The organism is Paenibacillus sp. UMB7766-LJ446 (genome assembly GCF_030226665.1).
Lineage (GTDB): Bacteria > Bacillota > Bacilli > Paenibacillales > Paenibacillaceae > Paenibacillus > Paenibacillus vandeheii.
The window spans coordinates 215563-228372 of sequence record NZ_JASOYM010000009.1 but is presented as its reverse complement, the minus strand read 5'-3'; the positions used below and the strand labels follow the sequence as shown (position 1 = coordinate 228372).

Genomic DNA, 12810 nt, shown 5'->3' with positions numbered 1-12810 from the left:
CATCCGTCATGGTATACATGAAAGATGGCTTTTGTTATAGGAATACAGGGTATTGTGCAAAATGCATATGGGATAGGTTCATTTCTATTATTGAATCTATTGCAGCGCTGGTACAGGCACTTTTTGAACCTGATCAATCGTTCCACCGCCGAGACACACATCTCCATCATAAAACACAACAGCTTGACCAGGCGTAATCGCTTTTTGCTGTTGGTCAAATTGTACATCCACGCTGCCATCTTCCTGCCATGTCAGGGTTACACCCTGATCCGGCTGACGATAGCGGAATTTGGCGGTACAACGGAGGGGCACGTTAGGCATATGTGCTGAACCTGCGATCCAGTTTACACCCGTTGCAGTCAGACCGGTTGAATACAGACTTGCATGTGCATCGCCTTGAACAACAAGCAGCTGATTTTTCTCCAGATCCTTGTCTGCCACGAACCAGGGTTCACCATTACCGGAACCGCCAATGCCGAGACCTTGACGCTGTCCAAGCGTATAGTACATCAGACCGTCATGACGGCCCTTCACTTCTCCGGTTGCAATATCAACCATGTCTCCGCCTTTGGCAGGAAGATAGTTGCTCAGGAACTCTTTGAAGTTGCGCTCGCCGATGAAGCAGACACCTGTGCTATCTTTTTTCTTCGCGGTGTACAGGCCAGCCGCTTCTGCAATCTTGCGCACTTCCGGTTTCGGAAGATGACCAATCGGGAACATGGCTTTGGACAGCTGGTTCTGATTCAGTGCATTGAGGAAGTACGTTTGGTCTTTGTTACTGTCGACACCGCGCAGCAGTTTGAACGTTCCATCTTCTTCAATGAGGCGAGCATAGTGGCCTGTAGCCACATAATCAGCGCCGAGATCCAGTGCTTTGTTCAGGAATTCGCCGAATTTAATCTCGCGATTACACATGACATCCGGATTCGGAGTCCGACCCGACTTATATTCATCAAGGAAATAGGAAAATACTTTATCAAAGTACTCTTTCTCGAAGTTGACAGTGTAGTAAGGAATGCCGATCTGTTCGCAAACCCGGCGTACGTCCTCTGAATCCTCTTCAGCGGTACAGTGGCCGAACTCGTCCGTGTCATCCCAGTTTTTCATGAAAATGCCGATGACATCGTAACCCTGCTCCTTCAGCAGCAGTGCGGTGACGGAAGAATCGACACCTCCGGACATGCCAACGACGACCCGTGTATTTTCAATTGTTTTGGACATCGTTATCACCATTTCTCTATATAAATGTGTTTCGTTTCTATTCTAGCATAACCGGACTCAAGTTACGATACACCCGGCCAATTTTGGATAGTGTCCACCACAGGCGTACATTTTCTGAATTTCGTCAATCTTTCTTTTCCATAAAGCATGCAGATATGTTAACATTAGCTGAGGGTTATGATCGGAATACGGAGGATTAGAGGGACTAGGCCTGTATTTTTAATATCCCCCTGTGGCGGATCCTGGAATCCTGGAAAGACAGGCTTGGGCCACAGCCTGTAATTTATGTTTCACAACTTGTTTTTTCGAAAATTGAAAGAGGTGACTCCTTTGAAAATATCGACAAAGGGCCGTTATGGGCTCACAATCATGATGGAGCTGGCAGCCAGAACAGGCGAAGGCCCTACATCTTTGAAAAGTATTGCCGAGCGCAATCAGCTCTCGGAGCATTATCTGGAGCAATTGATTGCTCCCCTGCGTAATGCAGGACTGGTCAAAAGTATCCGTGGCGCCTACGGCGGTTATATTCTGGCAGGCGATCCGGCTACCGTAACGGCAGGGGATGTTATTCGTGTACTGGAAGGTCCAATCTCTCCAGTGGATTTCACGGAGGAAGATGATCCGGCGAAGCGCGACTTGTGGTTGCGCATCCGTGATAGCATTGCAGAAGTACTGGATTCAACAACGTTGAAGGATCTGATTACTTTCCAAAATCAGGAACAAAAAGATAGCTACATGTTTTACATCTAACATAGTTGATTACGAGCATCAGAGACGACACACTAAAGCCCCCATATTGGGGGCTTTAGCCGTGCAACAAGCTACATTGTGATTCTTCCAATTCTACGATAGTCTGGAATGAACAAAATTTTATGTAATAACTGTACTGAAGAAGGCACAGTTTTCGTGGCTGACCTTCCGAATCGATGTAGTCAGAAGTTCTAACGATGCTTGAGTGCTTCTATATCTGCTTCCATACGCAATTGACGACGGTTCAAAATATCAATGCTGTGCTGATGGGTGTTTAATTCGGCGGTTACTTTACGTTCAAACGTGATTTGAGAAGCTTCAAGACGTTTGGTAACTTCCAGTGTCTCCAGAACGGCCTGCTGAAGCAGAGGAATGTTTTTGGTTTGTTCCTCGATGGTGTCAAGTCTGGTATCCATGGTATCAAGTCTGCCGTCCATGGTATCAAGTCTGCCATCCATGACGTCAAGTCTGCTATCCAATGTACCAAGGCTGTCTTCGATCTTTTCAAGACGTCCATCAATGTTGTCGAAACGCTTGTCCATTTGTTGAAGCTGATTCAGAATTTGACTGAGAACCTGATCACTCATGTCGATCTCTCCTTTTTGAATGGATATTAAACATTATACACGAAGATATGACACAATAGCATTGGTTTAAATTTTCAATTACACAACATGAAAAGATGGAAGTCCAACATATAACGGGGTGAAATCAATGAAAAGAATATATTTGGATCACGCCGCATCGACACCTATGCATCCACAAGTCGCGGAAGCGATGATGAAAGTTATGACAGGGCAATATGGCAATGCATCAAGTATCCATGCCTTTGGCCGCGAAGCCAAACGGACCGTCAGTGGAGCAAGGGATGTCATTGCGGCGTCTTTGGGTTGTTTCCCGGATGAACTCGTATTTACCGGAGGCGGCACGGAAAGTGACAATTTGGCCATATTTGGCGCAGTTTCAGCGAGGAAAGAACGGGGACGTCACATCATTACAACAGCCATTGAACATCATGCGGTACTGCATACGTGTCAGGAACTCGAACGACAAGGCTATGACGTGACCTATTTGCCTGTAGATGAATACGGAAGAATACGTCTGGAAGAGCTAAAAGAGGCCATTCGCCCAGATACCATACTGATCACCATGATGTATGCCAACAATGAAGTAGGCACGATTCAGCCCATCCGCGAAATTGGTGAACTGGCTCGTCAGCATGATATTTTGTTCCATACCGATGCAGTTCAGGCTCTTGGCACCCAGGAAATTTCCTGCAAGGAACTGCCTGTGGATCTGATCAGCTTCTCTGCTCATAAAATCAATGGGCCTCAAGGCGTGGGTGCGCTCTATGTACGGCGCGGAATTGTGCTTGAGGCGAGATCACATGGTGGACTGCAGGAACGGCAACGACGGGCTGGGACTGAGAATATGGCAGGTATTGCTGGCTTTGCGGAGGCGTTGAAAATATTAGGGGAACAAGCGAACGCGCGCCGTGAACATGATCTGGCATTGCGGTCATTGCTGCTGGAACAACTGGAGAAACACGTAGGGGCGGAGCATTTTCACATCAACGGACATCCTGAATATACGCTGCCCAATATCCTGAACATTAGCTTTCCGGAGGTGTCCACGGAGACGATGCTCATGAATCTGGATATGGAAGGCATCGCTGTGGCGAGCGGTTCGGCATGTACTTCCGGTTCTCTCGAAGTGTCCCATGTGCTGAAAGCAATGAACTTGCCGGAGACATTTTTGCATTCCGCGATTCGTTTTAGCTGGGGATTGGGTAATACTACGGAAGAAATCATGATAACCGCCGAAAAAATTGGAACCATTCTTGGGCGACTGCGTAATAGAGCCTAAGGGCTCATTGCACATGGAACAAAAGGAGGGAAGAAGTTCCATTTCATCGGTTGGATAGAAGCGGTTTTGATGATCGGCGTCTGATTGCCACTCATCAACTTTGGGCATACCTAGCAATAGCGCCGCGGCTATTTAATGATAAGAAGATGAGGGGGACCCTGCGATGAAGCTTCAGGAAATGATCGGACTTGCTGTGTTTGACGTTGAGGACGGGAAGCAGGTCGGCAAAATCCAGGATTTCATTGTGAATGACGATTGGAAAATTGAAGGCATTGAACTTGAAAACAAAGGCCTGTTTACCAGTCATGTCAAAATCGTGCAGTGGCAAGATATCGTTGCCTACGGCGAAGATGCCGTCATGATCCGTAATCAACAGGCTGTCCGCAAAACGGGAGCCGACGACATAAAACACACGTACCTCCTCGGCCAGTCTAAATTGAAGGAGATGTCCGTGCTCACCGAAGAAGGTTTGCTGCTTGGACGAGTCTCTGATGTTTATTTTGACCAGGAGTTGGGAAATACAATAATAGGGATTGAAATTACGGACGGTTTTGTGTCCGATTTGATTGAGGGCCGCAAATGGCTGCCATGTACAAGTGATATGTCCATTGGGGAAAGTGCCATTATGGTGCCGCCGCTGAGTGAACAGCGCTTGGAAAATGCCATTCATTCTGTTAATGGATAGGTGAATGAATATGAAATGTCCAAACTGTAGTTCCAAAGATATTGGGAAAATCGGTTCCCACCAATTTTATTGCTGGGGATGCTTTATCGAATTAACAGTGAACGGTGAGAAAATGTCTGTATACCAGGTGGAAGAAGACGGCACGCTCAGTTCCCTCGATGATCTGTTCTTCGGGGAAGAGCTGCCGCAAGACTTCCCTCATCTTCATGCTTCTTCTTAATAAGCAGTCTAACTTCTTCTATATGCGGTTTCATGACAAAGAATGTCATTGAATGCTGTCATGAAATGATGACAGATGTATATAGCTGCGGTTACATAGTGGTTCAAGGGACTTGTATAATATATGCTACCCCGAATCACAAGATGCGTCTCCTTCATCATGAAGGGGGCGCTTTTTTTGTGTCCAAAATACGACGTCTACCCGATTGTCCATCCATGGGTGAGAATTGTTAGTCCCCACTTCTGGACGGCGATAATAAATATTCCCTTCCTTACATATACTGACTTTCAGAGCCAGTCCAAAAGGGAGAGATGCAAGTGGAGCAATTAACCAAAAACAAGATGTTCCGTTATGCCATCTGGCTGCTACTCGGATTGATTATCCTGTATTTTATCTGGCTGCTGCGGCCATTGCTGCTTCATATATATGGATTTTTGAAAACAGTGCTGGCACCTTTTATCGTGGCCCTCATCATCTCTTATGTACTCAATCCGATTGTAAGCAAGCTGGGAGGACGTAAAGTCCCTCGAACCATTGCCGTGCTGTTAATCTATGCTTTTTTCCTCACCTGTATCGGGGTCATCCTGATGAATGTCATTCCGGTATTAATTGAACAATTGAAGGAACTGAACGAACATATGCCGGAGCTGTCGATGCGTGCCCAGAGTTTGATGAATAATATGGACCACAAATTAATGCCACCAAGTGTACGCACAGGCATGAACAGCTGGTTTTTCCAGATGGAGGATCGGCTGACTCAGGGGATCACGAAGCTGATGGATAATATCGGGACAACCATTAATGTGTTATTTAATGTGTTTATTGTGCCATTTCTCATTTTCTATATGTTAAAAGATTTTGAGGTATTCGAGCGCACCATAGTGGCCTACCTGCCTCGCTCACGGCGCAAAGCGATTGTTTCGGTTATGAAAGAGATCGACACGGCCTTGGGGAACTATATACGCGGACAATTTATCGTCTGTGTGATTGTGGGCATCTTTGCCTATATCGGTTACATCGTCATTGATATGCCTTATGCATTGCTGCTTGCAAGCATTGTCGCTGTATTTAACATCGTGCCCTATCTGGGTCCATTTCTTGGAGCTGCTCCAGCAGTGGTTATGGCATCAACGGTATCTTTCAAAATGGTGCTCTTTGTTGTCATTGTGAACACACTGTGCCAAGTGTTGGAGAGCAACGTCATCTCTCCTCAGGTGGTGGGGAGGACTCTGCATTTGCATCCGTTGTCGATTATCTTCGCGCTCCTTGTGGGAGGCGAACTAGCGGGCATTGTGGGACTCATTCTGGCAGTACCGGTCTTTGCTGTCCTCAAGGTGATCGTGCAGCACTTTTTTGCGTATTACATCAAACGAAGAACCGACTGACCCAAGCACGAGTCGGTTCCTCAAGGGTGCGTTGACACCATATAGGCATATCGATATAATGGAGGGGTATGTTTAGAACATGAAATCGATGATGAAATAAAGTACGCCGAGGGTTCCTTTCCTCAGAGAATAGACTTCTTCGGATCAGATGCAATCTGAGCCCGATGGCTGGAAGAGTCTTGAAAGTTGAAGCGGCGGAAAGCTGATTTCGGAGTGCAGGACAACCCTGCCGGGAGCGACCGTTATTTCGCATCAACGAGGAGATTGTTTGTTTCATCTGCGGATGAACAGCAATAACCAGGGTGGTACCGCGATTACAATCGTCCCTGACTATCAGGGGCGTTTTTTGTGTTTGTTTTTACTTGTTAACAACCCGGAGCGAATATGCACCGGACTATTATAATTAATTGGGGGCACTCCGTATGAAAGCCAGTGAAATCCGGTCCAAATGGATAGAGTTTTTTGCAAGTAAAGGACATAAAATCGAGCCAAGCGCATCGCTTGTACCTCATAATGATCCATCCCTTCTGTGGATTAATGCAGGTATGGCTCCGTTAAAACCGTATTTTGACGGTCGGGAGAAACCCGAGAATCCACGTCTCGCCAACTCCCAAAAATGTATTCGTACGAACGATATTGAAAATGTCGGTAAAACTCGCCGTCACCATACGTTCTTCGAAATGCTCGGTAACTTTTCCATTGGAGACTATTTCAAGGAAGAGACCATTACTTGGGCATGGGAATTTCTCACAAGCAAAGAATGGATCGGTTTCGATCCGGAACGTCTCTCGGTAACGGTATACCCTGAAGACGAAGAGGCTTTCAAACTTTGGAACGAAAAAGTGGGACTGCCTGCTGAACGTATCATCAAGCTGGATGAGAACTTCTGGGATATCGGCGAGGGCCCGTGTGGACCTTGTACCGAAATTTTCTATGACCGCGGCGAAGCTTATGGCAATGACATGAATGACCCTGAGATGTACCCAGGCGGGGAAAATGAACGTTATTTGGAAGTATGGAACCTGGTATTCTCCCAGTTCAATCACAACAAGGACGGTAGCTACACACCGCTTCCGAACAAAAATATTGATACAGGTGCAGGTCTGGAACGCTTTGCATCCATTCTGCAAAATGTGGATTCCAACTTTGACACAGATCTGTTCCAACCGATGATTCAAAGAACAGCGGCTCTTGCCGGTGTGAAATATAATGACAGCGTAGAGATTGACGTTGCACTGAAAGTCATTGCCGATCACATTCGTACGGTTGCCTTTGCTGTAGGTGATGGTGTTCTTCCAAGCAATGAGGGACGCGGATATGTCATTCGCCGTTTGCTCCGTCGTGCCGTACGTTACGGTAAAGTACTGGGACTCGACCGTCCATTCCTGTATGAACTGACAACGACTGTCGGTGAAGTGATGGGGATGTACTACCCTGAAGTGGTGGACAAGCAGGAGTTTATCGCTAAAGTGATCAAAACCGAGGAAGAGCGTTTCCACGAAACACTCACGGATGGACTTGCTATTCTCGCGGACATGAGCAGCACAGCCAAATCTGAAGGTCGCACGGTTATTAGCGGGCCTGAAGCGTTCAAACTGTATGATACGTACGGTTTCCCGTTTGACCTGACCGAAGACTATGCAGCAGAGCATGGCATGACTGTTGACCGTGAAGGATTCGATGCCTCGATGCAGGAGCAGCGTGATCGTGCACGTGCAGGACGCCAGGAAAGCGAGAGCATGAAGGTTCAAGGCGGACCGCTTGCTGATCTGGAGGTTAAAAGCGAGTTTGTTGGTTATAATGACCTGTTGACGGAAGCAAAAGTGGTAGCCATCGTTGCTGGTGACGCACTGGTAGACTCCGTAAGCGAAGGACAGACTTGCCAGGTCATCCTTGACAAGACTCCATTCTATGCGGAAAGCGGCGGACAAGTAAGTGATCAGGGCTTGCTGCGTGGAGCCAGTGTAACGGCGAAAGTGCAAGGTCTGTTCAAGGCTCCGATGGGACAACATGTGCATCTGGTGACGGTAGAGTCCGGGGAATTGCGTGTGGGTGAAGTGGTTAAAGCTGAAGTGGATGCGTCCAAACGTGGCGATATTATCAAAAACCATACCGCAACCCACTTGCTGCACAAAGCGCTCAAAGATGTGCTCGGAACGCATGTCAATCAGGCAGGATCTCTCGTAGAGCCTCAACGTCTGCGCTTTGACTTCTCGCACTTCGGCAGTATTACGCCGGAAGAATTAACAGAGATCGAGCGTCAGGTGAACGAACAGATCTGGAATCGTCTGAACGTAAACATTGAACTGAAAGCCATTGATGAAGCCAAAGAAATGGGTGCGATGGCACTGTTCGGTGAAAAATACGGTGATATTGTGCGTGTGGTGCAAGTCGGAGATTATAGTTTGGAACTTTGTGGCGGTTGTCACGTAAACAATACATCAGAGATCGGTATCTTCAAGCTGGTGAGCGAGAGTGGAATCGGCTCCGGCGTACGTCGGATCGAAGCCGTTACTGGCCGTGGTGCGTATCTGTATGTAGAAAGTCAGCTTGAATTGCTCAAACAATCGGCATCCCTGCTCAAAGCGAACGTGGCCGACGTGCCTAAACGCATTGAAGGTCTGAATCAGCAATTGAAAGAAGCTGCTAGAGAGACTGAGTCACTGCAAAGCAAGCTGAGTGCCATGGAAGCAGGCGCATTGACAGATCAAGTGGTACAAGCAGGAAATACACAATTGCTTGCAGCTCGTGTGGATGCTCCGAATATGGATGCACTGCGGACAGTGGCTGATGAATTAAAAGTAAAACTGCCTGATGCAGTACTCGTACTGGGTGCTCCAGCTGATGGTAAAGTGAATTTCGTTGTAGCTGTCCCTGCTGAACAGGTAAAACAAGGGCTGCATGCAGGTAAAATTGTCAAGGAAGTTGCGGCAGTATGCGGCGGCGGAGGTGGCGGACGTCCTGATATGGCGCAAGCCGGAGGCAAGGATGCGAGCAAGCTGGATGAAGCGTTGAAACTGGCGGTTTCATTGGTTAGCCAGTAAAGGACAAGCAAAAAACACAATTGGCTTATCCTTTGTTTACTTGTAGCAGTCAGAATATGTTATTATATAAGCAGAAATCAATTCGGCAGGACATGGTCCCCATGTTCATGCAGGAGCGAGGTGTCATCAATGGACTCCATGGATAAGACGGTTAAATTTAATGTGAAAGCCGACGAGCAGGAAGCATCCTCCAAAGAGATTCTTCTCACGGTATATGATGCACTGGTGGATAAGGAGTATAATCCTATTAACCAGATTGTCGGGTATCTGATTTCTGGAGACCCCGCATACATCCCTCGTCACAACAATGCACGCAGTCTGGTCCGTAAAAAAGAACGCGATGAGCTGATTGAAGAGCTTGTTCGTTCTTATCTGGCCAATCACCGGTAATGTACATCGCTTCCGCTGTGATGCAGCTATGCAGGCAGCGGGGAATGAACCGACAGAAGACAGCCTGAAGCTTGAGAAGGCGAGTATTGTTCGACCTGAGCAGGCTTGAGGATGGGAGAGCATGGATGAAAATATTAGGTTTGGACTATGGGGACCGAAGAATCGGAGTTGCCGCTAGTGACGCCTTCGGTTGGACTGCCCAGGGATTGGAAGTACTTGAACGCCGCCGGGATGAAGGTGAGTTCGCTCGAATTGCAGAACTTGTGCGTGAGCATGAGATCGGCGAGATTGTAGTCGGACTTCCCAAAAACATGAACGGCACCGTAGGACCGCGTGGTGAAATATGCATTGCTTTTGCCGAACGCCTGCGGGGCGAACTGAATTTACCTGTTCACCTTTGGGATGAACGGCTGACAACCATTGCAGCAGAACGAACGTTACTTGAAGCGGATGTCAGTCGCAAAAAACGCAAGCAGGTTGTGGACAAAATGGCCGCAAGCTTGATTTTGCAAAATTATTTGGATGCCAATAGTAAAAGGTGAGGGGGATCAACAATGGCTGAAGATCAACTGGGTATGGAAGAAGAATCGGAGATTATTTACATTGCGGATGACGAGGGTAATGAAGAGGAATTTGAAGTCATCATGAAATTCGAAGTGGACGGTTCGGAGGCCAAGTACATGATGGTTGCTCCGGTTGAACCCGAAGATGGAGAGACGGATGTGTATGCATTCCGTTATGAAGAAGAGGGCGACGATATTAAACTTTTCGTCATCCAAGATGATGCTGAATGGGATATCGTCGAGGAGACGTTTAATACATTTCTTGCAGAAGATGAAGAGGAAGCGAACTAAATGACAGAATACAGCCGCGAAGACTTGAAATGGACAGATTCGCTGCGTCTGGCTTTTGGTGCTCATGTTGAGCTGGAAGAAGAGAACGGTAAATCGCATCCGTATGACCTGCTGGCTGAGTTTGAAGTGAAGGGCCAGCAGTATGCGGTGCTCCGCAGTTCATTACGTCCTTATGACGAAGTTGAACTTCTGCGGGTTTTACCGGGAAGTGAAGGCCAGATCATGCCGGAATTAGTTACGATTGACGATGATGATGAGTGGGAGAACATCTCTGAACTGTATGATGAATGTACACTCCCCATTGACGAAGATTGATGAATCAGCTTCAAATTGAAGAAACCGGAAGGGCGGAGAAGTCCGCTCTTTTTGGTTGTGTAAAGGAGTTGTGTCTTTTTTGAAAGGAAAAGCGATTTTAGTCTTTTTGCTTATCATCCTGGTTGTTGCCGGAGGAGCAGGCGTATATGTCTGGAACATGATTCGTCCGGTACAAGCATCCGCAGAACCGATCGTTTTCGAGATCAAGAGCGGGTCAGGAACTTCCAAAATTGCGGATCAGTTAGAGCAAGAAGGTCTGATTCGAAGTGGTTTAGCCTTTAAGGGATACCTGAAGTGGAAGAAACAAGGATCGAATTTTATGGCAGGTACATATTCCTTAAATCCCGGCGTGTCATACGATGAGATAATTAATAAGCTGAATAACGGTGAAGTTGTGCCAGAATCCATGGTCAAGTTTACTATTCCTGAGGGATATACCGTATTACAAATGGCGGACAAACTATCTGCTGAGGGCATTGTGGATCGTGAGGAATTTATCAAGCTTGCCAATGATCCATCTGCTTTTGATATCGACATCATCAAGGACATTCCAGTGGATGAAGAACTGCGATATGTGCTGGAGGGATATCTGTTCCCAGAGACGTATGAGCTGAAAGAGGGTAGTTCTACGCAAGAGGTCATGCAGCGAATGCTTGAGGAATTCCAGACCAAGGTTGATTCTATTCCTGATTTGGCGTCCAAGCTCAAGGAGAGAAATCTGTCTTTGCATGAAGTGTTAACGATCGCATCGCTTGTGGAGAGAGAAGTCGTGGTGGATCAGGAACGCGCGCTTGTGGCAGGCGTAATCTATAATCGGATCAAACAGGATATGAAACTGGAGATTGACGCTACAGTACAGTATTTACTGGATAAGCCGAAGGCCAGATTGCTTTACAAGGATCTGAAGGTACAGAGTCCCTATAATACGTATCTGAACAAAGGGCTGCCACCGGGACCGATTGCGAGTCCAAGTCTGGCATCCATTGAAGCAGCGTTGAATCCAGAAGCTTCGGATTACCTGTTCTATGTGACCAAGAAGGACGGTACATTCGGACATCTGTTTGCCAAAACGTATAAGGAACATCAGCAAAATATAGCCAAAAGTAAGGCTGCGCAATAAGCGGAGGGGATGTATATGAGTACGAAACATGAACTGCTCGTTACGGCGGCAAATGTGAAAGAAGCAGAGGTGCTGCTCCAGGCAGGAGCAGATGCTCTGTTAATTGGGGACGATCGCTTCGGCATGCGTCTTCCCGGCAGCTTCAGTGTGGAAGAGACAGCAGAGGTGGTTGCCGTTGCAGCCAAACATCAGGCGCGTGTATACGTGTCCATGAATAATCTGATGTCCAACGAGCTGCTAAAGGAATTGCCTGAATATGTTCAGGCACTGGGTAAAATCGGTGTTCATGGAGTGGAGTTCAACGACCCATCTGTGCTAGCCGCAATTAAGGAGCATGCTCCTCATATCCAGCTGCACTGGAATGCTGAGATGACATCGACCAACTATGCAACGGCCAACTACTGGGGAACCAAAGGCGCGAGTCGTGTCGTGCTTGCTCGGGAGCTGAATATGGACGAGCTGACGGAGATGGTTCCATTTCTGAAGGTGGAAGCCCAGGTCCAGGTGCATGGCATGACGAATATTTATCATTCCAAACGGAGTCTGGTGCAAAGTTATATGTCCCATCAGGGGCGTCCAGTAGAGGGGCATTTGGGTAAAGAGCGAGGTTTGTTTCTGATTGAGGCTGAACGTCGGGATGAGAAGTTCCCGATCTATGAAGATGTGAACGGAACTCACATCATGAGTTCGGAGGATATCTGTATTCTTGAGGATCTTCATCTGTTGATGGAGGCCGGGGTGCACAGCTTCAAAATCGAAGGCATGTTAAAACCGCTTGCGTATAACGAAGCTGTTGTACGTGCATACCGTGTAGCACTGGATAGCTATGCGGCTGATGCCGATGCTTATGCATTTTGTGAAGAATGGCTGGACGAGGTTCGTCAACTGCAGGACCCTGAACGAGAGTTGTCGTTTGGATTTTTCTATAAAGAACAGGTGTATTAATAGACGAGGTGAACG

At 47.3% G+C, this 12810-nt stretch carries 15 protein-coding genes; 13 read left to right on the top strand and 2 right to left on the bottom strand.

Translation table 11 applies throughout. The features are described from left to right. Positions 1-96: 96 nt before the first annotated feature. Positions 97-1221, bottom strand: coding sequence for a tRNA 2-thiouridine(34) synthase MnmA (mnmA, locus tag QP794_RS21960; RefSeq protein ID WP_285078886.1), 1125 nt, complete (start codon positions 1219-1221; stop codon positions 97-99). 330 nt (positions 1222-1551) lie between these two features. On the opposite strand from mnmA, the gene cymR reads away from it, so the two are divergent. Then, positions 1552-1971, top strand: a complete 420-nt coding sequence (cymR, locus tag QP794_RS21955) for a cysteine metabolism transcriptional regulator CymR (protein ID WP_024633066.1) — start codon at positions 1552-1554, stop codon at positions 1969-1971. A 191-nt stretch (positions 1972-2162) separates the two neighbouring features. Here cymR and QP794_RS21950 read toward each other — a convergent pair whose 3' ends face one another. Continuing rightward, entirely contained in the window at positions 2163-2558 is a 396-nt protein-coding gene (locus QP794_RS21950) for a hypothetical protein (RefSeq protein WP_285078884.1), read from the bottom strand. A gap of 127 nt (positions 2559-2685) precedes the next feature. Here QP794_RS21950 and QP794_RS21945 point away from each other — a divergent pair, with 127 nt between their 5' ends. From QP794_RS21945 to QP794_RS21890, 12 genes are all read left to right on the top strand, one after another. Continuing rightward, a complete protein-coding gene (locus QP794_RS21945) occupies positions 2686-3837 on the top strand; it encodes a cysteine desulfurase family protein (protein WP_285078882.1) in 1152 nt (383 codons plus the stop codon). Between the two features lie 163 nt (positions 3838-4000). After that, positions 4001-4522, top strand: coding sequence for a PRC-barrel domain-containing protein (locus QP794_RS21940; RefSeq protein WP_024633069.1), 522 nt, complete (start codon positions 4001-4003; stop codon positions 4520-4522). Between the two features lie 10 nt (positions 4523-4532). After that, positions 4533-4742, top strand: coding sequence for a hypothetical protein (locus tag QP794_RS21935; protein WP_024633070.1), 210 nt, complete (start codon positions 4533-4535; stop codon positions 4740-4742). 317 nt (positions 4743-5059) lie between these two features. Next, positions 5060-6127, top strand: coding sequence for an AI-2E family transporter (locus tag QP794_RS21930; protein ID WP_285078879.1), 1068 nt, complete (start codon positions 5060-5062; stop codon positions 6125-6127). A 422-nt stretch (positions 6128-6549) separates the two neighbouring features. After that, positions 6550-9171, top strand: coding sequence for an alanine--tRNA ligase (alaS, locus tag QP794_RS21925; RefSeq protein ID WP_285078877.1), 2622 nt, complete (start codon positions 6550-6552; stop codon positions 9169-9171). A 129-nt stretch (positions 9172-9300) separates the two neighbouring features. Then, complete coding sequence (locus QP794_RS21920; RefSeq protein ID WP_024633073.1) at positions 9301-9561, top strand: IreB family regulatory phosphoprotein; 261 nt, start codon at positions 9301-9303, stop codon at positions 9559-9561. Next, complete coding sequence (locus QP794_RS21915; protein WP_285078874.1) at positions 9530-9670, top strand: hypothetical protein; 141 nt, start codon at positions 9530-9532, stop codon at positions 9668-9670. The genes QP794_RS21920 and QP794_RS21915 overlap by 32 nt, the downstream gene beginning before the upstream one ends. A 16-nt stretch (positions 9671-9686) precedes the next feature. After that, positions 9687-10103, top strand: coding sequence for a Holliday junction resolvase RuvX (gene ruvX, locus QP794_RS21910; protein ID WP_053779129.1), 417 nt, complete (start codon positions 9687-9689; stop codon positions 10101-10103). Between the two features lie 12 nt (positions 10104-10115). Further along, positions 10116-10415 carry a DUF1292 domain-containing protein gene (locus QP794_RS21905; protein WP_024633075.1) on the top strand — a complete coding sequence of 100 codons (300 nt, stop codon included), beginning with the start codon at positions 10116-10118 and terminating at the stop codon, positions 10413-10415. Further along, complete coding sequence (locus QP794_RS21900) at positions 10416-10730, top strand: DUF1292 domain-containing protein (RefSeq protein WP_024633076.1); 315 nt, start codon at positions 10416-10418, stop codon at positions 10728-10730. 79 nt (positions 10731-10809) lie between these two features. Further along, the gene (gene mltG, locus QP794_RS21895; protein WP_285078870.1) at positions 10810-11850 is read left to right on the top strand and encodes an endolytic transglycosylase MltG; all 1041 of its coding nucleotides are present in this window, start codon (positions 10810-10812) and stop codon (positions 11848-11850) included. A gap of 15 nt (positions 11851-11865) precedes the next feature. Further along, positions 11866-12795 (top strand): peptidase U32 family protein, encoded by a 930-nt coding sequence (locus QP794_RS21890; protein ID WP_285078868.1) that lies wholly within the window; start codon positions 11866-11868, stop codon positions 12793-12795. Positions 12796-12810 lie beyond the last annotated feature (15 nt).

What these genes read in the sequence shown, in the direction of transcription:
- mnmA (WP_285078886.1), bottom strand. Translation starts at nt 1,221, where the DNA reads ATGTCCAAAACAATTGAAAATACACGGGTCGTCGTTGGCATGTCCGGA.
- QP794_RS21950 (WP_285078884.1), bottom strand. Translation starts at nt 2,558, where the DNA reads ATGAGTGATCAGGTTCTCAGTCAAATTCTGAATCAGCTTCAACAAATG.
- QP794_RS21945 (WP_285078882.1), top strand. Translation starts at nt 2,686, where the DNA reads ATGAAAAGAATATATTTGGATCACGCCGCATCGACACCTATGCATCCA.
- QP794_RS21940 (WP_024633069.1), top strand. Translation starts at nt 4,001, where the DNA reads ATGAAGCTTCAGGAAATGATCGGACTTGCTGTGTTTGACGTTGAGGAC.
- QP794_RS21935 (WP_024633070.1), top strand. Translation starts at nt 4,533, where the DNA reads ATGAAATGTCCAAACTGTAGTTCCAAAGATATTGGGAAAATCGGTTCC.
- alaS (WP_285078877.1), top strand. Translation starts at nt 6,550, where the DNA reads ATGAAAGCCAGTGAAATCCGGTCCAAATGGATAGAGTTTTTTGCAAGT.
- QP794_RS21920 (WP_024633073.1), top strand. Translation starts at nt 9,301, where the DNA reads ATGGACTCCATGGATAAGACGGTTAAATTTAATGTGAAAGCCGACGAG.
- ruvX (WP_053779129.1), top strand. Translation starts at nt 9,687, where the DNA reads ATGAAAATATTAGGTTTGGACTATGGGGACCGAAGAATCGGAGTTGCC.
- QP794_RS21905 (WP_024633075.1), top strand. Translation starts at nt 10,116, where the DNA reads ATGGCTGAAGATCAACTGGGTATGGAAGAAGAATCGGAGATTATTTAC.
- QP794_RS21900 (WP_024633076.1), top strand. Translation starts at nt 10,416, where the DNA reads ATGACAGAATACAGCCGCGAAGACTTGAAATGGACAGATTCGCTGCGT.
- QP794_RS21890 (WP_285078868.1), top strand. Translation starts at nt 11,866, where the DNA reads ATGAGTACGAAACATGAACTGCTCGTTACGGCGGCAAATGTGAAAGAA.